The sequence below is a fragment of the Kitasatospora purpeofusca genome (assembly GCF_036010405.1).
GTDB lineage: Bacteria > Actinomycetota > Actinomycetes > Streptomycetales > Streptomycetaceae > Kitasatospora > Kitasatospora purpeofusca.
On the sequence record NZ_CP108561.1, the window covers coordinates 7,528,575 to 7,549,839 of the forward strand.

Sequence of the window (21,265 nt, forward strand, 5' to 3'; positions counted from 1 at the left end):
CGGGTGTTCGTGCCCGCGGGCCCGTCCTGGGACCGGGACGGGACGGCAGGCCCATGTGCCCGGGTCGCGCCGCCGACCAGAGTGGAGGGCGGAGCGGTCGATCGGTCGGACCGTTCGAGGGGAAAGAAGTCTGGAGCACCACTCATGGCAAGGAACACGAGAACGAAGACGTTCGGCGTCGCATCCGTAGTCGTCGGCATCGTCACAGCCACCGTGGCCGTCAGGAGCGCCCTCGGCGCACTGGCCAAGGAGGCGCCCGCCGGAGGGACGGTGCCCGCCGGAGGGACGGTGCCCGCAGGCGGGACGGCGCCCGTCGGCGGGGCCACCGAGACCGCCGAGCGCCACTGCAAGCCGGGCCAGAGGGACTGCTAGAGCTGATCCCTCCCCGCACGCTCCCACCCGGTACCGCCCCCGTCGCCCGTGCCCCCCGTGCCTCACCGCGCGGGGGGCACGGGCGCGTCGGCAGCGCCACGCCCGTGGGGTGCTCAGCCGCCGGGCCGGGGGCTTCGGAAGGGGTGGCGGGGGAGGACGGCGAGCACCCGGGTGCCGTTGGTGCGGGCGAGGCGGCCGACGGTGCAGCGGCCGCCGATCTCGGCCGCGCGGTCCGACATCGACCGCAGCCCGACCCCGTCCGCCGGGTCGCCGTCGGCGGGGCCCGGGTCAGTGGGGTCGGGGGCCGGGCCCTCCGGCTCCCCGAGGCCGATCCCGTCGTCCTGGACGGTCAGCACGAGGTTCGACTCGTCCACCCGGAGCGTCACCTCGGCGTGGTGGGCGCGGGCGTGGCGGAGCACGTTGTTCAGCGCCTCGGCGGTGATCCGGTACGCGGCCACCTCGACGGCGGCCGGCAGTTCCGGCAGCGGGTCCGGGCGCAGCGCGGTGCTGACGGTCAGGCCGTCGCTGCTGAAGGTGGCCGCCAGGTGCTCGACGGCCCGGGTGAGGCCGAACTCGCCCAGCGGCGCGGGCCCGAGCCGGTCCGTGATCCGCCGCACCTCCTTGATCGTGAGCGCCAGGTCGCCGGAGATGCCCTCCAGTGTCGGGGCCAGCGCGTCGGTGCCTCTCCCGGGGGTGGAAGCGGCCGAGGCCGCGTTGTCGACCCTCAGTCGCAGACCCGCCAGCGCCGGTCCGAGCCCGTCGTGGATGTCCCGGCGCAGCCACCGCCGTTCCTCCTCCCGCGCCGCGACGATCTGCTCCCGACCGGCCTGGAGGTCCTCCTGGAGCCGCAGCGAGGCGACGGCCGGCGAGGCCTGGTCCGCCAGCGAGCGCAGGATGTCGACATCGCTGGGGTCGAGCCGCTCCTCGCCCGCCCGCAGCCCGACGGTCAACTCCCCGATCGTCGTGCCGTGGTGGACCAGCGGGAAGCCCTGGACCGGCCCGTCGAGACGCCCCACGGCGGCCAGCGGGCGACGCCCGGCCCGGGTGCTGACGGCCAGTGCCACCCCCGGCAGCCGCAGTTCCTGGGCGACGGTGCCGCAGAGCGCGGCCGGCAGCCGCTCCGGGTCGACGACCTGCCGGACCTGCCCGGCCAGGGTACGGAGCACCTGGTAGGGCTGGGCGCGTTCGCCGTAGTAGAGCCGGTCCACCAGGCCCACGGCCCGTCGGGCGGCCCGGGGCAGGCCCGCGCCCAGGGCCAGGAGCAGGGCGATCAGCAGCAGGGCCGCACCGCCCCGGCCGGGCACCAGCCGGCCCGAGAGCAGCGCCGCGCAGACCACGAACACCACGGTGAGCCCGGCGGCGAGCAGCAGGCCGCTGAGCACGGACCGGGCGGCCCGGTCCAGCCGCCACCCGCCGTCGCGCACCACCAGGAACGCCACCGCGACCGCCCACACCGCGCCCGCCGCCGTGAACAGCGAGTAGCTCAGCCAGTACTCGTACCGGAACCGCCGGGTGTAGTAGTCCTGCATCCCGGCCCAGAGCAGGTAGGCGCCGAGCATGCCGGCCAGGTGGGCGCGGTGGCGGGGCGCGCTCCGGCGGAGCAGCCGGACCAGCAGCACGGCGGCCGCGATGCCGATCAGCAGGTAGTTGACCGGGTCGTAGAGGCGGTCGAGGTGGTCGGACACCGAGCCGAGGGCGTTGGCGACGGCGCTGTCGGCGAGCGGATTGGGGTGGCCGAACACCCTCTCGCGGTCCAGGAAGGACATGGTGTCCGGGAGCACCCAGAGGGTGACGGAACCGATGTACCACCACCACCTGCGGGTGGTGAGCCGGCCGGCCGGCAGCCAGAGCGGCAGGACGTAGAACAGTGCCACGCTGACCGTGTCGCACACCGCGCGCACCACGGCGGCCGCGCCGACGAGCCCGGGGTCGGAGACCTCCACCCAGACGGGCGCGGCGGCCGCGCTCGGCAGCATCGACGTCAGCGCGTAGACGAGCATCACCCAACCGAGTGGATTTCCCGGGCGGTGGGCGTGCAGCAGCATGCCCGCGGCGGCGGTGGGCAGCGCGTAGACCAGGATCGCGAGCTGGTCCCGGGGGGCCTCCACCCCGGGCGCGTCGAGGTGGACCAGCACGTAGCAGAGCCAGAGGGCGGCGACCGCCAGGCAGAGCACGGTGAGCGCTGCGGCCCCGGTGAGCCGGCGCCGGGCGGGCGTCCGGCGCGGCGGGGCCCCGGCGGGCGTACGCGGCAGGGGCGGGAGAGGGGTCACCGTGGTCATGGCACCGCCTAGGGACGGATGGGGGTGGGGTCCGCCGGGGGCCGGCCGCCGCGTCGGGCGCGTTCCTCCCAGTCTCGGCCGCCCGTCGTCCCGGGCGCATGGGGCAGCGGTCTCGTTCGCCCCGGCAGCACCGCCCCACGACCACGGAAAGTCACACCGGCATCGCTGGTAGTGTCGGCCGGGTGGATGAAGAGCAGCCCGCCGAAGACCCCCGGGCCGGGGGACCGCGACCGGACGAGGAGCAGTCGGCCGCACCCGTGCGGGTCCTGATCGTCGACGACCACCCGCTGTTCCGGGAGGGGCTGCGGGCCGCCCTGGAGAGCGCCGAGGGGATCGTCGTCGTCGCCGAGGCCGAGCGTGTGGGCGACGTGCCGGAGGCGGTCGCCCGCCACCGTCCGGACATGGTCGTCATGGACCTCTCCCTGCCGGACGGCTCCGGGCTGGAGGCCACCCGCCGGCTCGCCGCCGAGCGTCCGGCCCCGCCGGTGCTGATGCTCACCATGGCGGACGACGACGGGAGCCTGCTCGCCGCGCTCCAGGCGGGGGCCCGGGGCTACCTGGTGAAGGGCGCGGGCCGGGAGGAGGTGCTGCACGCGGTGCGGACGGTCGCGGCCGGTGGCGCGGTGTTCGGCGCGGACGTGGCCGAGCGGATCACCACCCTGCTGGCCGGCGCGCGGGTGCGCGAGGCCGGGCAGCTCTTCCCGGCGCTCACCGCCCGCGAGGCGGAGGTCCTCGACCTGGTGGCCCGGGGGCTGGACAACCGCCGGATCGCCCGCGAGCTGGTGGTCGCGGAGAAGACGGTGCGCAACCACGTCACCCACATCTTCGAGAAGCTGCACGTCGCCACCCGGGCCGAGGCCGTGGCCCGGGCCAGGGACATGGGCCTCGGCGACAGCTGACCCGGCGACGGCGGTCCCCGCCGGGTGCGGCCGGGACCGGGACCGGACCGCCGTCCCGCGCCCCCGGGACACCGGGCCGTCGAGGATGCGGGAGAGGAGGCTCTCATGAGCGAACCGGCCGCGACCCCGGCCACCACCGGGACCGGGCACAGCACCGCACCCACTGCGCCCAGCAGGCCCGCCGTGCCCGCGCGCCCGCGGCCGTCGGCCCCCCGGCCGGGCCGCCCGGACGCGCCGCCCCGGCGGAGCGGCCTCACCCCGGCCGCCTGGGTCTGCGCGGCGACCCTGCTCAGCGGATTCGGTTGGGTGCTGCTCGCCGTCACCCACCAGGACGCCGCCTGGGCCGTGCCGTACTACCTCCACGACGGCGAGACCGTCCTGCTCGGCTTCGCGTTCGCGCTCTCCGGGCTGCTCATCCTCGCCCACCGCTCCGGACCGGGAGCGGACGGCCCGGGAGCGGACGGCCCGGGAGCCGACAGCCCGGGAGCCGACGGACCGGCGCCCGTCCGGTCCCCCGGCCGCGAACCCGGGCCCGCCGCGGCCCCGGTCGGCCGCAGCCTCGGCCGCTGCCTGCTGGCCGCCGGACTCGGCGGCTGCCTCTCCCGCTTCGCCCTCCTCGCGGGCGCCGCCGCCGACGCCGGACCGGCGGTGCAGACCCTCGGCGCCGCACTGCTGCTCGCCTCCGTCACCCTGTTCGTCTTCGTCTCCCTGGCCCTGCCGCTCTGGCTGCCCGAGGGACGGCTGCCCGGCGGACCGGGCCGCGCGTTCGTCGCCGCCATCGCCGTCTGGAGCGCGCTGCACGCCTGCGCCGTGCGGCTCGGCAGCAAGCTGCCCTACTACGGCGACATCCTCGTCCCGGGCGGAGCGCCGATCGACGAATGGCACGCGACCCTGGTCGCCTGGGGCATCGTCGTCATCAGCCTGACCGTGGCCGCCGTCCGCTGGCGCCGCTCCGCACGGCCGCACCGCAGCGTCACCGCCGTACTGGTGCCCTACCTGGTGTGGCTGGTCACGACCAACATCGCGCTGCAGGTCGGGAGTGCGGAGAGCGTCGCGGCGGCGGCCTACTTCGCCGGGTCGGCGCTGTGGATGCTCGGCGCGGTCGGCTACGCGTTCACCCGCGACCGCTCCCGCTACCTCGACCGGGCGACCCGCCGGATGCTCAGCGTCCTCGCGCTGATCGCCCTGCTGATCGCCGGCTACCTCGGCATCGCCCTGCTGCTGCGCCGCGCCCTGCCGACGGCCAGCAACGCGGGCGCGCAGCTGCTGGCCGCCGCGGCGCTGGCCATCGGCGGACTGCTGGGACCGACCACCCGCTGGGTCGTGCGGGCCGTCGACCGCTTCTACTACGGCGACCGGGCCCGCCCCTACCAGGTGGTGCGGGCGCTCGCCGAACGCCTGAGCCGCGCCGTCAGCCCGGCCGACGCCCCGCCGCTGCTGTGCGACACCGTGGTGGGCGCCCTCGGCCTGCCCGGCGCCCGGGTCGTCCTGCACACCCGCACCGGCCCGCACGAACTCGCCTCCGTCGGCACCGTCGGCGCCAACAGCCAGGTCTTCCCGCTCAGTTACGAGGGCGCGGTGATCGGCGACCTCTACGCGCCGCCGAGGGCCGGGCAGCCGGAGCTGGACGCCCAGGACCACGAGGTGCTCCGCTTCCTCGCCGACCAGGCCGCGCCCGCGATCGCCTCGCTGCGGATGTACGAGGAACTGCAGCGCGGGCGGCGGCAGATCGTGCTCGCCCGGGAGGAGGAGCGCCGCCGGCTGCGGCACGACCTGCACGACGGGCTCGGGCCCACCCTCTCGGGGCTGCGGCTGGGTGTCGACACCGCCAGGGCCGCCGTGCCGGAGGGCTCCTCGGCGGCCCGTTCGCTGCGGGCGGTGTCGGCGGGGATCGGGCAGGCGATCGACGAACTGCGGCGGATCACGGAGGGGTTGGCGCCCGCCGCGCTGGCGGGGGAGGGGCTCGCGGTGGCGCTGCGGCGGCTGGTCGCGGAGCTGGACGGGCCGAGGGTCCGGATCGCACTGGTGCTGGACCCGGACCCGCCGCCGGGGCTGGCGGCCGCGGTGGAGGTGGCGGCGCTGCGGATCAGCGGCGAGGCGCTGCACAACGTGCTGCGCCACTCGGCGGCCGGGCAGGCCCGGCTGACGCTGCGGGTGCGGCCGGAGGCGGTGGTGGTCGAGGTCTGGGACGACGGCCGGGGATTCCCCCCGGACCGGCCGGAGCCGGTCGGCGCCGACGGGTCCCGCCGGGCCGGGTCGGGGCTGGGGCTGCGTTCGATGGCCGAGCGGGCCGAGGAGCTGGGCGGCCGTTTCACCACCGGCAACCACGACGGCGGCGCCCTCGTCCGCGCGGAGCTTCCCCGCACCCCGGACCGCCCGACGACGGAGCCGGACCGCATGACGGCTGACGGCTGACAACCGCCGTTCTGCCCGCTTCCTCTTGACGGGGCCCGGAACTTCCCCCAATCATCATGGTCGCGTCAACTTTGCGATGCGGCATCGGCCCCACACCCCCTCAATGCCCCGACGTCGCCCGTGAAGTGGCGCGCTTCCGTTCTGCCCCATCAGATATCGGAGCCTCCATTGACCGAGCGCGCGCCGAGGCGATCCCGCCTGCGCCGATCCGCCCTGTCCGCCGCCGCCGTCGTCACCCTCGCGGCCGCCCTCCTGACCCCGGCCGCCGCCGCGGCTCCCGCGGCGCCCGTCGCCGCGCCGTCGGCGGCAGCGGCCGCCCCCGACATCCCGGTGGCCAACGTCAAGGCCCACCTCGCCCAGCTCCAGTCGATAGCCACCGCCAACGGCGGCAACCGCGCCCACGGCCGGACCGGCTACAAGGCCTCGATCGACTATGTGAAGGCCAAGCTGGACGCCGCCGGGTACACCACGGCGCTGAAGACCTTCAGCTACAACGGCTCGACCGGCTACAACCTGATAGCCGACTGGCCCGGCGGCGACACCTCGCACGTCGTGATGGCCGGCGCCCACCTGGACTCCGTCACCGGCGGGCCGGGCATCAACGACAACGGCTCCGGTTCCGCCGGCATCCTGGAGACCGCGCTCGCCGTCTCCCGGGCCGGTCTCACGCCCTCCAAGCACCTGCGGTTCGGCTGGTGGGGCGCCGAGGAGTACGGCATGATCGGCTCCAAGAACTACGTCAACAGCCTGTCCTCCGCCGACCGTTCGAAGATCGACACCTACCTCAACTTCGACATGATCGGCTCGCCCAACCCCGGCTACTTCACCTACCGTTACGACAGCGCGCTCGACGCCCTGTTCCGTGACTGGTTCGCCGGTATCGGGATCAGCACCGAGCAGGACTTCGAGGGCGACGGCCGCTCCGACCACGCCCCGTTCCAGGACGCGGGCATCCGGGTCGGCGGCCTGTTCAGCGGCGCCGACTACACCAAGACCAGCGCCCAGGCCGCGAAGTGGGGCGGAACGGCGGGCCAGCCCTTCGACCGCTGCTACCACTCCTCCTGCGACACCAGCGCCAACATCAACGACACCGCGCTGGACCGGATGAGCGACGCCATCGCGTACGCGATCTGGACCCTGTCGGCCGGCAGCACCACCCCGCCGACCGGCACCGTCTTCGAGAACACCGCAGACGTGCAGATCCCGGACAACGGCGCGGCGGTCACCTCCGCCGTCACCGTCACCGGCCGCACCGGCAACGCCCCGTCCGCGCTCCAGGTCGGGGTGGACATCAAGCACAGCTACCGCGGTGACCTGGTCATCGACCTGGTCGCGCCGAACGGCACGTCCTTCCGCCTGAAGGCGTCCAGCAGCGACTCCGCGCCCAATGTGCAGACCACCTACACCGTGAACGCGTCCGCCGTGGCCGCCAACGGCACCTGGAAGCTCAAGGTCCAGGATGTCGGGCCGCAGGACACCGGCTACATCGACAGTTGGAAGCTCACCTTCTGACGACCGGTCGGTGACACGACTCCGGGGGTGCCGGTCCGCCGACCGGCACCCCCGGGTGCAGCCCGGGTGGGGCGGCTACTCGGCCATCTCGTACGCGCCCGAGAGCGCCTCGACCATGCCCCACACCTTCGCCGTCCGGTCGCCGTCCGCGACCGGGCGGCGGACGTGCGCCAGCGCCCACGCCGCCTGCGCCTCGGTGGTGGACGCCTTGCCGTGCAGCTCGGTGGCGTGCGCGGAGAAGTCCCGCACCAGCGCGTCGAAGACCTGGTCCAGCAGGTCCTGGTCCACTCCGGTGAGCTCGGCCTGCTCCAGCACCAGCTGGCCGTAGACGATCAGCGCGAACAGCTGGCCGATCTCCAGCAGGAAGTCCAGGTCCGCCTGCTGCTCGGCGCTCGGCGCGTGCTCCAGCAGCAGCGCGCAGAAGCCGTCGGCCTGCTCGCGGAACCGGGCGACGTTCGGCAGGTGCGCGTGCGCGTCGTAGGCGGTCCGCCAGTCGTGGAAGCGGATCGCGCCCAGGCCCCGGGCCGGGCCCTGCCGGAACAGGAACTCGTCGTCGGCGGCGTCCCGGCGGGTCGGCACCGCGGGGTACTCGGCCGGGGCGAACAGGTAGTTGGCCATGAACTTGAGGATCAGCGCCAGGTTGACGTGGACGGTGCCCTCCAGCTTCGGCAGGCCCCGGATGTCCTTGGCGGCCTTGTCGAAGTAGGTGTCCGCCTCGAAGCCCTTGGCCGCGATGACGTCCCACATCAGGTCGATGACCTTCTCGCCCTCCGTGGTGACCTTCATCTTGGTCATCGGGTTGAAGAGCAGGTAGCGGCGGTCCTCGGGGGAGGCGGTGCGGAAGTAGTCCACCGAGCGGGCGGCGAACAGCTTCATCGCCACCAGCCGCGCGTAGGCGTCGGTCAACTCCCGCCGCACGTGCGGGAAGTCGGTGACCTTCTTGCCGTAGAGCACCCGGTTGTGGGCGTGCGTCACGGCCTCGTACATCGCGTGCTCGCAGATGCCCACGGAGGCGGTGCAGAGGTTGAACTTGCCGACGTTGACGGTGTTCAGCGCGGCGTCGAAGGCGGCCTTGCCGGTGTGCAGCACGTCCTCGGCGCGGACCGGGTACGCCTCCAGCCGGAACTCGCTGACGTACATCTGGGCGTTCACGACGTTCTTGACCAGGTGGTACGCCTCGTGGCGGCTGTCGGCGGCGAAGAAGACGTAGCCCTCCGGCCCCTCGACGTCCGAGCGGCGGCCGAACACCGAGACCAGGCCGGCGACATTGCCGTTGCCGATGTAGTACTTGGAGCCGGTGGCGGTGAAGCCGCCCTCGCCGTCCGGGGTGAGGACCATGTCGGTCGAGTAGATGTCGGCGCCGTGGCTGCGCTCGGAGAGCCCGAACGCCATCACGTGGCCCTCGCTCAGGAGCTTGGCGGCCCGGGCCCGGACGGCCTCGTTCTCGCTCTGCCAGACCGGGCCGAGGCCCAGGATGGTGACCTGCCAGGTGTACCAGTAGCCGAGGCCGTAGAAGCCGAGGATCTCGTTCAGCTCGGCGATCCTGGCGGTGTCCCAGCGCTTGTCCGGGTCGGCCGCGGACGGCGTCAGGAACTCGGCGAACAGGCCTTCCTTGGCGGCGAATTCGAGGAAGTCGGCGTACCAGCTGCGATCGATGTAGGTGTCGATCAGCGCCTTCTTGCCGCGCGACTCGAACCAGTCGACGGTCGCGCGCAGCAGCCGGCGGGTCGGCTCGTCGAACTGCGCGGGGTCGTAGGAACGCGGGTTGAAGAGCATCGCGGGCTCCCGGGGGTCGAGGGTGGAGAGCTGAGGTGGGTGGGGCGAGGAGTACGCGGGGTCAGTCGGTGGCGGCGGCGGTGCCGGTCCCGGTGTCGTCGTCCGTCCCGGTCCCGCTGTCGGACGGGGCGGCGGCGGCCTCCGGGGCCAGTTCGCGCAGGGTGGCGAGCACGTCGTCCAGCCAGGCGATCGTCATCCGCTCGTACTCGATGCCGCCGCGCAGCACCACGTGCTGGAGCCGCTGCCGGGCGTCGAGCGTGTCCGGCGCCGGGAAGTCGCGCCCCTCGCCGTAGAGGTAGTGGGCGAGCAGGGCGGCGTGGCCGTCCCGGTGCCGTTCGACCTCGGGGATCAGCGCGGCGGGGTCGTCGAAGGCCGCCGCGCGGATCCGCACGGCGAGCTCGTGGCGGACCGTCTCCGCCTCGACCGGCTCGCGCAGCCAGGCGGCGAGCGCGGTCCGGCCGGGTGCGGCCGCCGAGTAGACCTTCTTGTCCGGCCGCCCGTCCTGGGCGACCTCCTCGACCGAGATCCAGCCGTCCGTCTCCATCCGCCGCAGCACCCGGTAGATCTGCTGGTGGGTGGCGGTCCAGAAGCGGCCGATGGACCGGTCGAAGCGCCGGGCCAGCTCGTAGCCGGAACCGGGCTGTTCCAGCAGCGAGACGAGGATCGCGTGCTCCAGTGCCATGGGCGGCATCCTGCTATGCAACGAGTTGCATACGCAATGGCGGCGGTCGGGGTTGAGACGGAGGTCACCCGGTCGGGCGGAGGGGGCGGACCGGCGGGTGGGCAGGGTAGCTTCCACGGCGAAAAGGTGCAAAACGGTCCAACGGCGCCAGAATGGTACTGGGCTTGCGCCCTCCATGTTCCAGCACTAGGAGGTGGTATCGGTGTCTACCCAGATCCCGATGGGCATGGAGCACCATCCGGACATCGTCGAACTCCGGGAGCACTACGAGCGGGTCACTCTGACCCCACGGGCCCAGGCCGTCGAGGCCCTGGCCGTCCTGGCCGGTCTGTTCCTGGCGGCCTCGCCGTGGATCGTCGGCTTCACCGCCTTCAGCACGCTGACGGTCACCTGCCTGATCGTCGGCATCGCCTACTGCGTACTGATGGCCGGCTACGGCTCGGCGTACGAGCGCACACACGCACGGGCCTGGGCCGCGACCCTGCTCGGCGCGTGGACGTTCGTGTCCCCGTGGGTCGTCTCGGGCGAGGTGAACCGGGGCAAGAACATCGTGACCTGCATGATCGCGGGCGGCGTCATGTTCCTGCTGGGGCTCGCCGCCATCTCGATGGCCACCATGACGTCGAACGGAGCCGCGATGCGACTCGGCCGGGCCGGCCGAGCGAAGAGCTGACGTCCGACGGAAGCCCGGAACCCGGGGCGCGGAACGGCGGGCCCGCCGTTCCGCGCCCCGGGCGCGTGCCTCGGTGCGTGTGTCTCAGTGCGTGTGCCTCACTGCTGGGGCCGGGTCATCCGCAGCACGTCCAGGGCCTCGTCCAACTGCCCGACCGTGAGCAGCCCCTGCTCGACGTACCCGCGCTCCAGGACCACCTGGCGGATCGTCCTGCGCTCCGCCAGCGCCTGCTTGGCGACCTTGGCCGCCTCCTCGTAGCCGATGTACCGGTTCAGCGGCGTGACCACCGAGGGCGAGGACTCCGCGTACTCCCGGGCCCGCTCGACGTTGGCGGTGATGCCGTCCACAGCCCGGTCGGCCAGCAGCCGGGCGCTGTTGGCGAGCAGCCGGACCGACTCCAGGACGTTGCGGGCGATCACCGGCAGCATCACGTTGAGCTCGAAGTTCCCGCTCGCCCCGGCCACCGTCACGGTCGCGTCGTTGCCGATCACCTGGGCGGAGACCATCAGCACCACCTCGGGCAGGACCGGGTTCACCTTGCCCGGCATGATCGAGGAGCCGGGCTGGAGGTCGGGGAGGTTCAGTTCGCCGAGGCCGGTGCGCGGGCCCGAGCCCATCCACCGCAGATCGTTCGCGATCTTCGTGAACCCGACCGCCACGGTGCGCAGCTGGCCGCTCAGTTCGACCAGGCCGTCCCGCGCGCCCTGCGCCTCGAAGTGGTCGCGGGCCTCGGTCAGCGGCAGGTCGGTGGCCCGCGCGACCTCCTCGATCACCGCCGCCGCGAAGCCGGGCGGGGTGTTGATGCCGGTGCCCACCGCGGTGCCGCCGAGGGGGAGTTCGGCGACCCGGGGCAGGGTGGCCAGCAGCCGCTCCCGTCCGTGCCTGACCTGCGCCGCGTAGCCGCCGAACTCCTGCCCCAGGGTGACCGGGGTGGCGTCCATCAGATGCGTCCGGCCGGCCTTGACCACGCCCGCGAACTCCGCCGCCTTGCGCTCCAGCGCCTCGGCCAGGTGCTCCAGCGCGGGGATCAGGTCGTGGCTGACGGCGGCCGTGGCGGCGATGTGGATCGAGGACGGGAACACGTCGTTGGACGACTGGCTGGCGTTGACGTGGTCGTTGGGGTGGACCGGCCGGCCGAGGCGCTCGCCGGCCAGGGTGGCGATCACCTCGTTGGCGTTCATGTTGGACGAGGTGCCCGAGCCGGTCTGGAACACGTCGACCGGGAACTCGCCGTCCCAGCGGCCCGCCGCGACCTCCTCGGCGGCGGACACGATCGCCCCGGCGGTCTCCTCGTCCAGGACGCCCAGCCTGGCGTTGACCCGCGCGGCGGCGGCCTTGATCCGCGCCAGCGCGGCGATGTGCGCCGGCTCCAGCCGCTGGCCGGACACCGGGAAGTTCTCCACCGCGCGCTGCGTCTGCGCCTGCCACTTGGCGGCGGCCGGTACCCGCACCTCGCCCATCGAGTCGTGCTCGATCCGGTACTGCTCGTCACCCATCGTGCGCTGCACCTCCTGAACGGTCCCGGTCGGACCGGGGGCCGGGGACCCCTGCGGATCCAGGGTCCCCGCTCCGGCCGGGTTCGGCTTCCGCTGACCACAGCCGCGCGCCGGCCCGGGGTATTTCCGGGGCGGACGCGGACGCGGACCCGGGCACTGTGCCCGACGCTTGTGACTACCCCAGGACGGCGGTCACCACCTCGCCCGTCCCGGTGCCCGCCTTGACGACCTCGCCGCCGTCCGGGGCCCAGACGCCCGAGCCGCCCGAGCTGGCGTCGAACTCCCCGCTCGGCCCGGCGGCGGTCGCCAGCACCACCCAGACGCCGTTGTCCGCCGCCCGGGCCGGGTAGCGGGCCGCCTTGGTGGCCAGCGCCTCCGGGCCCGCCCCGTACAAGGTGGAGGCGACGTACGCCTCGGCGCCGAGCCCGACCAGCCGCTCGGCGTGCCCGGGGTCGGCGGCGTCGGCGCAGATCGCCAGGCCCAGCCGCCAGCCGTCCAGCTCCAGCAGGGCGGGCCGCTCGGCGGCGGCGAAGCGCTCGGGCTCGCTCCCGTAGAGGTTCGTCTTGCGGCAGGCGACCGAGGCGCCCGCGCCGGTGACGGCGAGGGTGGCGATGTAGTCGCGGCCGTCGGGGTCGGTCACCGGCGCGCCGACCAGGGCGGTGGCACCGGTCGCGGCGCAGGCGGCGACCAGCGGCGCGAGGCGCTCGTCGGACGGGTCGACCGAGGGCGCGGCGAGGTCGTAGCCGGTGAGGGAGAGCTCGGGGAAGACCACCAGCCGGGCGGCGCCGGCCTCCCGGACGGCGGCGGCGTGGCGCTCGACGTTGACCGCGACGGTGTCGGGGCGACCCGGCTCGGCGCAGGCGGGCTGGGCGACGGCGACGGTGAGGGGCGCGGGCGCGGGCACGGTGGGGCCTCCGGAGAAGTGCGGGGACGGCGGGAGCGCGGGGACGGCGGGAGTGCGGGGACGGCGATCACGATCAACCTACGAGCCCACCGGGAAATCCGGCAAGGTTCATTACTTCGAGTGAAGATCACGAGCCGGGGCGGGGCACCCCGGCGGCTGCTTCGTACGCTCACCCGGAATCGGGGGAGACACCGGACGCGCGTCCGTCGGACACGGGTCCACCGGACCCGATCTCACTGGACACGAGTCCACCGGACAACAGGACACAGGGGCGGGCATGACGGCAGCACCGGACCACCAGCACCATGGGCACCACCGGCAGCACGACGGACAGGGCCCGGCCGACGGCGCCGCCCCCGACCCGGCGGCCGGGGAGCCGGGCGACCGCAGCCTGAGCCGCCGCCGTCTCCTCGGCCTCTCCGCCGCGCTCGGCACCACCGGCTGGCTGGTGAGCGGCACCGTCGGCCCGGACAGCGCCCGGGCCGACGCCTCCGTCCCGCCCGACCTGCCCGCCGGCACCGAACTGTTCCAGCGTGTCTACCGGAACTGGTCCGGCGAGATCGGCACCGACCAGCTCTGGACCTGCACCCCGCGCACCCCCGAGGAGGTCCCGGCGCTCGCCGACTGGGCCCGCGCCCACGGCTGGCGCCTGCGCGCCCAGGGGTACCGGCACACCTGGGCACCGCTCACCGTCGCCGACGGGACCCCCGAGGCGGCCCGGGTGCTGCTGCTCGACACCACCCGCCACCTCACCGCCGTCACCGCCGACTCGCCCACCACCGTCCGCGCCCAGACCGGCGCCACCATGGAGGCGCTGCTCGCCCACCTGGCCGACCGGGGCCTCGGCCTCACCGCCGTCCCCGCCCCCGGCGAACTCACCGTCGGCGGCGTGCTCGCGATCGGCGGCCACGGCACCGCCGTCCCCGCCGCAGGCGAACTGCGCGCCGACGGACACGGCTACGGCTCGGTCAGCAACCAGGTGACCCGGCTGACCGCCGTCGTCCTCGACCCGGCCACCGACCGCTACACCCTGCGGACCTTCGACCGGTCGGAGGCGGACAGCGCCGCCTTCCTGGTCCACCTCGGCCGGGCCTTCGTCACCGAGGTGGTCCTCCGGGCCGGCGCCGACCGCCCGCTGCGCTGCGTCAGCCGGCTGGACATCCCCGCCACCGAGCTCTTCGCCCGCCCCGGCACCACGACCGGGCTCGGCGGCCTCTCCCGCCCCCGCACCTTCGCCGACTTCGTCGACCGCGACGGCCGGGCCGAGGCGATCTGGTTCGCCTACACCGACCGGCCGTGGCTGAAGACCTGGAGCATCGCCCCGAACCGCCCGTTCGGCTCCCGCGCCGTCGACGAGCCCTACAACTACCCGTTCTCGGACTCGATCCCGGAACCCATTGCCTGGCTGGCCGGCCAACTCCTCGCCGGAGCCTGGGGATCCGCCCCTCTGTTCGGCCAACTCCAGTACCTGATCGCCAAGATCGGTCTCACCGGGGACATCACCGACGTACTGCTCTCCGGCGGACTGATCCGCGACCTGCTCACCGGCGAGGTGCTCACCCACCTGCTCGCCGGCGGCCTGCACTCCGACCTCTGGGGCCCCTCCCGCACCCTGCTCCAGTACGTCCGCCCGACCACCCTGCGGGTCACCGCGAACGGCTACGCGGTCCTCGCCCGGCGCGCCGACCTCCAGTGGGTGGTGGCCGAATTCGCCGACCTGTACCGGCGGTTGCTCGACGACTACCGGTCCCGCGGCGAGTTCCCGGTGAACGGCGCGGTGGAGATCCGGGTCACCGGCACGGACGACCCGGCGCATTCCGGGGTGCCCGGCGCCCGGCCGCCGCTGCTCTCCGCGCTGCGCCCGCGCCCCGACCGGCCCGAGTGGGACACCGCGGTCTGGCTCGACGTGCTCGGCTTCCCCGGCACCCCCGGGCTGAACCGCTTCGCCCGGGACCTCGAACAGGGCCTGCTGCGCTCCTTCGACGGCACCCGGGCCGGTCTGCGGGTCGAGTGGTCCAAGGGCTGGGCCTACACCGAGGACGCCGCCTGGGCCGACGCGGACATGCTGGACCGGGTCATTCCCGCCAGCCACCGCGCGGGCGGCGGAGCCGGTTGGGACGAGGCGGTCACCGTCCTGGACCGCCACGACCCGCACCGGGTGTTCGGCAACCCGTTCCTGGACCGGCTGTTGAAGCACTAGGCCCTCTGGCCCAGGTCGACCGGCCGGCGGCCGGGCCCGCCGGGCGGCCTCAGACGTGCTCCATCACGATCACCGCGAGGGTGCCCGGCGCGAGGGCCCGGAACACGTGCGGGGCGTCGCCCGGGTAACTCACGTAGTCGCCCGGGCCCAGCTCGACGGGCGCCCCGGTCGGACCGGCCAGCGCCCGTCCGGCGCCCAGCAGCACATGCTCGACGGTGCCCGGCATGTGCGGGTCGGAGGCCCGGGTCTCGCCCGGCTCGGCCTCGATCCGGTAGATGTCGCGCCGGGCGTTGGGCGGGCAGGAGGCGAGCAGGGTCGCGGCGTAGTCGGCCCGCTCGGAGTGGGTGACCGGGCCCTCGCCGGCCCGCACCACCCGGACCACCGGGCGCGGCGGGTCGACCAGCCGGCTGAACGGCACGTCCAGCGCGACGCCGAGCGCCCACAGGGTCTCGACGCTCGGATTGCCGACGCCCGACTCCAGCTGGGAGAGCGTCGACTTGGCGATTCCGGCCCGGCGGGCCAGCTCGGCCATCGACAGTCCGGCGCGTTCGCGCTCGCGCCGGATCGACGCCGAGATCAGCCCGATCAGCTCGTTCCCGGCGGCGCCGGGGCCGGAGGTGGATCCGGGGCCGGGTCCGCTGTTGCTTCCACTCATCCGCGTTCGCTCCACAGGTCCAGGCGTTCGCCTTGACGAACGACACCGTTGGGGTTCACTCTACTGGACATGCGTTCGCTCCTCCGAACCCTCGAACGTGCCACCCTCCGCGACATCGCCCTGGTGTGCCTCGCGGACGCCCTGGTCGGCGCCTCGTTCGGGGCGATCTCCGTCTCCGGCGGCCTCCCGCTCTGGGTGCCGGTCGCCATGTCCGTCCTCGTCTTCGCCGGGGGCTCGCAGTTCGCCGCCGTCGGCATCGTGCTCTCCGGCGGCGGCGTGCTCGCCGCCGTGGTCACCGGCCTCGTCCTCAACGCCCGGCTGCTGCCCTTCGGCTTCACCGTCGCGGACGCCCTCGACGGCCCGCTGTGGCGGCGGCTGCTCGGCGCGCAGCTGCTCACCGACGAGTCCGTCGCCTTCACCCTGCTCCAGCCCGACCCGAAGAGGCGCCGGGCCGCGTACTGGGTGTGCGGCCTCGCGCTGTTCCTCATCTGGAACGCCTCCGTCCTGGCCGGCGCGCTGGCCGGCGGGCTGATCGGCGACACCGACGCGCTCGGGCTGGACGCGGCCTTCCCCGCCGTCCTGCTCGCGCTCGTGCTGCCCTCGCTCACCGACCGCCGCACCCGCACCGCCGCCCTGACCGGCGCCGCCGTCGCCGTGGCCGCCACCCCGTTCGTCCCGGCCGGCCTGTCGGTGCTGCTCGCCCTGGCCGGGCTGCTGTTCGCGGGCCGCCCGGCCGCCGACGCTGGTGCCGCCGCCGCTGGTGCCGCTTCCACTGCCACCGCTTCCGCTGCCGAGGGCGAGGGCGAGCCCCGCCCGCTCGCCGAGGAGGTCCACTGATGTCCCTGCTCGCCGTCCTCCTGCTCGCCGCCGGCACCTACGCGTTCCGGCTGGCCGGCCCCCTGCTCGGCGGCCGGCTCACCGTCTCCGACCGGCTGCGCCACCTGCTCGCCGTCGCCGCCGCCGTCCTGCTCGTCGCCCTGGTCGCGACCGGCGCGCTCACCGACGGCCGCGACTTCGCCGGCTGGGCCCGCCCGGCCGGCGTCCTGGTCGCGGGCGTCCTCGCGCTGCGGCGCGCGCCGTTCCCGCTCGTGGTGGTCGCGGCCGCCGCGACCACGGCGGTGCTCCGGCTGTGCGGCGTCGCCTGAACCCCCGCCGGCCGGCACCGGCGTCAGCCGGCCTCCGCCTCCCCGGCCTGGGCCGCCGCGAGCCGCTCCTGCTGCACCTCCGGGTGCTTGCTGTCCCACAGCAGCTCCCACACCTTGAACACGCAGTGGTAGTCCCGCATGCTCCCCTGAAGGATCAGCAGGTAGCTGTCGCCGTCCCGCAGCAGTCGGCGCCGCCGGGCGTTGAACGGGTGCTGCGGCGTGTAGGTCGGGACGAGCCGCCGCAGTTCGGCGACGGCGTCCTCCCGGGTGCCCGTCACCTCGGCGAGCACCTTGCTGCCCCAGATCCGGTCGTCCCCGATGCCCTCGGTCTCCTCGACCACCACGGCCCAACGTCCCACGGTCCACCCCTTGTCACTCGTCCGTGTGCGAAAGCGGTCATCGTAGCGACGAGACCGCTCAGCGCCCAGGGGAGTGGGCGGCCGCCGCCAGCGCCTTGAAGTAGATGCTCGTCGCGTGCGGCACCCCCGCCGGGTCGGTCGCGAAGTCCGGCACCGTGCCGACCCTGGTCCAGCCCGCCGCCGCGTACAGGCGCTCGGCGGGGCTGTCCGTCTCGGTGTCGAGCACCAGGGTCCGGATCCCGCGTCCGACGGCCTCCTCCTCCAGGGCCGCCAGCAGCCGGCCGGCCAGACCGTGGCCCCGGTCCGCCCGGTGGACCATCAACTTGGCCACCTCCGCCCGGTGCCGGCCGTTGGCGGTCGACGCCGGCCGGAGCTGCACCGTCCCCGCGATCCGCCGACCCGCGTCGGTGCCCGCACCCGCGCCCGCGCCCGCGCCTGCGCCCGCACCCGCCTCCGGGTACGCGACCCAGACCAGCAGCCGCCCCGCCCCGACCTCCGGGGCCAGCGCCCGCCACCAGTCGGCCGCCGCACCGGGGTCGAGCGGAGCGAGGAAGCCGACGGAGGCGCCGCCGTCGACGCTGTCCGCGAGCAGCCCGCCCAGCCGCTCGGCCGCGCCGAGCAGTTCCTCCGCCGTCACCGGCCGGACTGTGTACATGCTCACTCCCTCGTTCCCGACGGTCCCGGGGGCCGGTGCGCGATACTCACCGGTACCCAACGCCGCGACCGGTCCAGACGCCGCGACCCGGTTCGCGCCGCCGAGACTACAAGGAGCTTCAATGGCGAAGCCGACCAGGATCGACCCGGCCGACCTGCTCGCCGTCGGTGACCTGCTCACCGACGAGGAGCGGCTCGTCCGCGACACCGTGCGGAAGTTCACCGAGGACCGGATCCGCCCGCACATCGGCGACTGGTTCGAGCGCGGGGTCTTCCCCGCCCGCGAACTCGCCCCCGAACTCGGCGCCCTCGGCGTCCTGGGCATGCACCTCGACGGCTACGGCTGCGCCGGCTCGACCGCCGTCGCCTACGGGGTCGCCTGCATGGAACTGGAGGCCGCCGACTCGGGCCTGCGCAGCTTCGTCTCCGTCCAGGGCTCGCTGGCGATGCGCTCCATCCACGCGTTCGGCTCGGAGGAGCAGAAGCAGCGCTGGCTGCCCGGCCTCGCCGCCGGCGAACTGATCGGCTGCTTCGCCCTCACCGAACCGGACTTCGGCTCCGACCCCGCCAACATGCGCACCCGAGCCCGCCGCAAGGGCGCCGGCGAGGGCGCGGACTGGGTGCTCTCCGGCTCCAAGATGTGGATCACCAACGGCTCCCTCTCCGACGTCGCGGTGGTCTGGGCTCGGACCGAGGACGGCGTCCGCGGCTTCCTCGTCGAACCCGGCATGCCCGGCTTCACCGTCACCGACGTGCACGGCAAGCTGTCCCTGCGCGCCTCGGTGACCAGCGAGCTCGCCTTCGACGAGGTGGTGCTGCCGGCCGACGCCGTCCTGCCCGGCGTCACCGGACTGCGCGGACCGCTGTCCTCCCTCAACGAGGCCCGCTACGGCATCCTCTGGGGCACCGTCGGCGCCGCCCGCGACTGCTACACCGCCGCCCTCGACTACGCGAAGAGCCGGGTCCAGTTCGGCCGCCCGATCGCCGGGTTCCAGCTCACCCAGCAGAAGCTGGTCGAGATGATGCTGGAGGTCGAGAAGGCCTACCTGGTCGCCCTGCGGATCGGTCGCCTCAAGGACGAGGGCGCGGCCCGCCCGGCCCACGTCAGCTTCGGCAAGCTCAACAACGTCCGGGCCGCGCTGGAGATCGCCCGCAGCGCCCGCACCGTGCTCGGCGCCAACGGCATCACCACCGAGTACCCGGTCCTGCGGCACGCCAACAACCTGGAGTCGGTCCTCACCTACGAGGGCACCAGCGAGATCCACACCCTGATCCTCGGCGAGGCGATCACCGGCGAGTCCGCGTACCAGTGACCGGCCCGCCGTGACGGCCCACCGGTGACGGCAGGTGGGCCGTCACCGGTCGGCCGGCGTCGTTCGGACACGGCCAGGACATCCCGCGTTGTCCGGGAGGCAACCTCGCGGTTCGGCGGGCCGTGGAGCATGGCCAGGTCGCCGCCGTCCGCCCCGGTGCGGGCACGGTCGGCACCCGCACCGTGAAAGGAACCGCCCCGCTCATGTCCGTACCGCTGCTGCCGCGCCCCCGGGTCCTCGTCGTCGGGATCGACGGCGTCCGGTACGACCTGCTGGAGCAGGTCCCGATGCCGAGGCTCGCGGAGGTCGCGGAGGCCGGCTTCCTGGCGCCCGTGACGGTGGCGGAGTCCACGCCCACCATGTCCGGACCGTGCTGGGCCACCATCGTGACCGGCGTGGAGCCCGCCAAGCACGGCGTCTGGGGCAACCACCTCGGCGGCAACCGGCTCGACGTCTTCCCGGACTTCACCACCCGGCTGGCCCGGGGCGACCGGCGCCGCACCTTCGTCGCGGCCGGCTGGGACCCGCTGGTGATCGGCGAGTCCGGCGGACCGCTGTTCCGCGCGCCCGGCCGCCTCTGCTACGTCGCCCCCGCCGAGGACACCCCCGAGGCCTGGGAGGTCGTCGACGAGGAGGTCACCCGGGAGGCCGTCGACGTGCTGCGCGACGCGGACCCGGAAGCCTCCTTCGTCTACCTCGGCGCCGTCGACGAGACCGCCCACTTCCTCGGCTGCGGCGAGGAGTACCGCGCCTCGATGCGCGCCGCCGACGAGCGGCTCGGCCGGCTCCTGGACGCGGTCCGCGCCCGGCCCGGCCACGCCGAGGAGGCCTGGACGGTCATCGTCGTCACCGACCACGGCCACGTGGACGTCGGCGGCCACGGCGGGCGGACCGTCGAGGAGCGCACCGCCTGGGTGGCCTGCGCCGGCCCGGGCATCCCCGCCGCGCCGCCCACCGGGGAGATCCGCCACCCCGACGTCGCGGCCCAGGTCTACGCCGCCCTCGGCCGGCCGATCGACCCGCACTGGACCCTGGACGGCCGGCCCTTCCCGGTCGCCGTGCCCGCGACGGCCGCGGCCTGACCCCACCGTCGCCCGGGTGCGGACCGTCCGGCGTCCGGGTGAGCGACACGCCGTCACGGCACCCGGGCGGCCCCGGCCAGGCTGCGCGCCGACCGGCCCCGGGCCAGGCTCGTCCGGGGTGAACCCCGAGAACGGTCGCGCCCGTGTACCTCTCAAGGTGGAGGTCGTACCCCCCGAGGACGGCGGTGGATCAAGACCTCCTGGTGACGTCAGGGCCCCCGGTGCCCGCCAGGATGGAAGACAACGGGGAGCCGCTCCCGGCCCCGACGGGGTGCACGGGAGCGGACGCGGATCAGCAGGGCGCGGGAGAGGACACACGGGCATGAACGGCATCGCGGGGAAGATCGCCATCGGACTGGTCGGTACGGGCATGGCCGCCGCCGTCGCCACTGTGGCGGTCGGGCCGAGGGTCGCCGAGTGGTACGACGGCCGGCACCAGGAGCAGGCCACCTACGCCAGCGGCAGCGAGGCCAAGGCCGACCGCCGCTCGATGCCGACCTGGCTGCCCGACAACGCCTCCTCGGTCCGCTACCTGATGTCCACCACCGGCGACGACCGCCTGCTGCGCGCCACCGTCCCCGAGGGGCGGCTGCCCGCCGGCTGCACGACCACCGCGACCGCCAAGGGCAACCACCTGGCACCGGTCACGCTCAAGGCGGGCTGGTTCCCGGAGGGGATCACCTCCAAGGTCACCGGCTCCTGCGGCCACTACAAGGTCACCCTGAACGGCAACCAGCTCTACGCGTGGCAGGACGGCGCCGCCGTGCAGGCCGCGCTCCGCGCCGAGCGCCTCCCGCGCTGACGCGGGCTCCCGGCCGGTGGCGAAATGGGCCGGGCGGCCGCCCCGGC

General features: G+C 74.5%; 19 protein-coding genes. 11 read left to right on the top strand and 8 right to left on the bottom strand.

Annotated elements, in window-relative coordinates:
• Positions 1-144 precede the first annotated feature (144 nt).
• Complete coding sequence (locus tag OG715_RS32930) at positions 145-372, top strand: hypothetical protein (RefSeq protein WP_327064175.1); 228 nt, start codon at positions 145-147, stop codon at positions 370-372.
• Positions 373-485: 113 nt separating this feature from the next.
• Here the strand turns inward: OG715_RS32930 and OG715_RS32935 are convergent, their stop codons facing one another.
• Complete coding sequence (locus OG715_RS32935) at positions 486-2,651, bottom strand: GAF domain-containing sensor histidine kinase (RefSeq protein ID WP_266273652.1); 2,166 nt, start codon at positions 2,649-2,651, stop codon at positions 486-488.
• Positions 2,652-2,908: 257 nt separating this feature from the next.
• On the opposite strand from OG715_RS32935, the gene OG715_RS32940 reads away from it, so the two are divergent.
• The 3 genes from OG715_RS32940 to OG715_RS32950 all read left to right on the top strand — a co-directional run bounded on the left by OG715_RS32940 (position 2,909) and on the right by OG715_RS32950 (position 7,477).
• Positions 2,909-3,550, top strand: coding sequence for a response regulator (locus tag OG715_RS32940; protein ID WP_266274625.1), 642 nt, complete (start codon positions 2,909-2,911; stop codon positions 3,548-3,550).
• 105 nt (positions 3,551-3,655) lie between these two features.
• On the top strand, positions 3,656-5,965 hold the full coding sequence (locus tag OG715_RS32945) for a sensor histidine kinase (RefSeq protein WP_266273651.1): 2,310 nt from the start codon (positions 3,656-3,658) through the stop codon (positions 5,963-5,965).
• 168 nt (positions 5,966-6,133) lie between these two features.
• A complete protein-coding gene (locus OG715_RS32950; protein WP_266273650.1) occupies positions 6,134-7,477 on the top strand; it encodes a M28 family metallopeptidase in 1,344 nt (447 codons plus the stop codon).
• 75 nt (positions 7,478-7,552) lie between these two features.
• Here the strand turns inward: OG715_RS32950 and OG715_RS32955 are convergent, their stop codons facing one another.
• A complete protein-coding gene (locus OG715_RS32955) occupies positions 7,553-9,253 on the bottom strand; it encodes an acyl-CoA dehydrogenase family protein (protein WP_266273649.1) in 1,701 nt (566 codons plus the stop codon).
• Positions 9,254-9,314: 61 nt separating this feature from the next.
• Positions 9,315-9,935 carry a PadR family transcriptional regulator gene (locus OG715_RS32960; RefSeq protein WP_266273648.1) on the bottom strand — a complete coding sequence of 207 codons (621 nt, stop codon included), beginning with the start codon at positions 9,933-9,935 and terminating at the stop codon, positions 9,315-9,317.
• Positions 9,936-10,137: 202 nt separating this feature from the next.
• On the opposite strand from OG715_RS32960, the gene OG715_RS32965 reads away from it, so the two are divergent.
• A complete protein-coding gene (locus OG715_RS32965; RefSeq protein WP_234326073.1) occupies positions 10,138-10,608 on the top strand; it encodes an SPW repeat protein in 471 nt (156 codons plus the stop codon).
• A gap of 98 nt (positions 10,609-10,706) precedes the next feature.
• Here OG715_RS32965 and OG715_RS32970 read toward each other — a convergent pair whose 3' ends face one another.
• Together OG715_RS32970 and OG715_RS32975 are read right to left on the bottom strand one after the other, a co-directional pair.
• Positions 10,707-12,104, bottom strand: a complete 1,398-nt coding sequence (locus OG715_RS32970; protein ID WP_266273647.1) for a class II fumarate hydratase — start codon at positions 12,102-12,104, stop codon at positions 10,707-10,709.
• A 175-nt stretch (positions 12,105-12,279) separates the two neighbouring features.
• The gene (locus OG715_RS32975; protein WP_266273646.1) at positions 12,280-13,008 is read right to left on the bottom strand and encodes a carbon-nitrogen hydrolase family protein; all 729 of its coding nucleotides are present in this window, start codon (positions 13,006-13,008) and stop codon (positions 12,280-12,282) included.
• Between the two features lie 277 nt (positions 13,009-13,285).
• On the opposite strand from OG715_RS32975, the gene OG715_RS32980 reads away from it, so the two are divergent.
• Positions 13,286-15,208: a cholesterol oxidase substrate-binding domain-containing protein gene (locus OG715_RS32980; protein WP_266273645.1), complete on the top strand. Its 1,923-nt coding sequence runs from the start codon at positions 13,286-13,288 to the stop codon at positions 15,206-15,208.
• Between the two features lie 49 nt (positions 15,209-15,257).
• Here the strand turns inward: OG715_RS32980 and OG715_RS32985 are convergent, their stop codons facing one another.
• Positions 15,258-15,863 carry a helix-turn-helix domain-containing protein gene (locus OG715_RS32985; protein ID WP_266273643.1) on the bottom strand — a complete coding sequence of 202 codons (606 nt, stop codon included), beginning with the start codon at positions 15,861-15,863 and terminating at the stop codon, positions 15,258-15,260.
• 69 nt (positions 15,864-15,932) lie between these two features.
• On the opposite strand from OG715_RS32985, the gene OG715_RS32990 reads away from it, so the two are divergent.
• Positions 15,933-16,700 (top strand): AzlC family ABC transporter permease, encoded by a 768-nt coding sequence (locus OG715_RS32990; RefSeq protein WP_266273641.1) that lies wholly within the window; start codon positions 15,933-15,935, stop codon positions 16,698-16,700.
• Entirely contained in the window at positions 16,700-17,008 is a 309-nt protein-coding gene (locus OG715_RS32995) for an AzlD domain-containing protein (protein WP_266273639.1), read from the top strand. The genes OG715_RS32990 and OG715_RS32995 overlap by 1 nt, the downstream gene beginning before the upstream one ends.
• Before the next feature lie 23 nt (positions 17,009-17,031).
• Here the strand turns inward: OG715_RS32995 and OG715_RS33000 are convergent, their stop codons facing one another.
• Positions 17,032-17,367: a hypothetical protein gene (locus tag OG715_RS33000; protein ID WP_266273638.1), complete on the bottom strand. Its 336-nt coding sequence runs from the start codon at positions 17,365-17,367 to the stop codon at positions 17,032-17,034.
• Between the two features lie 58 nt (positions 17,368-17,425).
• Positions 17,426-18,022: a GNAT family N-acetyltransferase gene (locus OG715_RS33005; RefSeq protein WP_266273637.1), complete on the bottom strand. Its 597-nt coding sequence runs from the start codon at positions 18,020-18,022 to the stop codon at positions 17,426-17,428.
• A gap of 121 nt (positions 18,023-18,143) precedes the next feature.
• On the opposite strand from OG715_RS33005, the gene OG715_RS33010 reads away from it, so the two are divergent.
• The 3 genes from OG715_RS33010 (at position 18,144) to OG715_RS33020 (ending at position 21,218) form a co-directional block, all read left to right on the top strand.
• Positions 18,144-19,334: an acyl-CoA dehydrogenase family protein gene (locus tag OG715_RS33010; RefSeq protein WP_266273636.1), complete on the top strand. Its 1,191-nt coding sequence runs from the start codon at positions 18,144-18,146 to the stop codon at positions 19,332-19,334.
• Positions 19,335-19,537: 203 nt separating this feature from the next.
• Positions 19,538-20,416 (top strand): alkaline phosphatase family protein, encoded by an 879-nt coding sequence (locus OG715_RS33015; protein WP_323182217.1) that lies wholly within the window; start codon positions 19,538-19,540, stop codon positions 20,414-20,416.
• 322 nt (positions 20,417-20,738) lie between these two features.
• Positions 20,739-21,218, top strand: a complete 480-nt coding sequence (locus tag OG715_RS33020) for a hypothetical protein (protein ID WP_266273635.1) — start codon at positions 20,739-20,741, stop codon at positions 21,216-21,218.
• Positions 21,219-21,265: the final 47 nt, after the last annotated feature.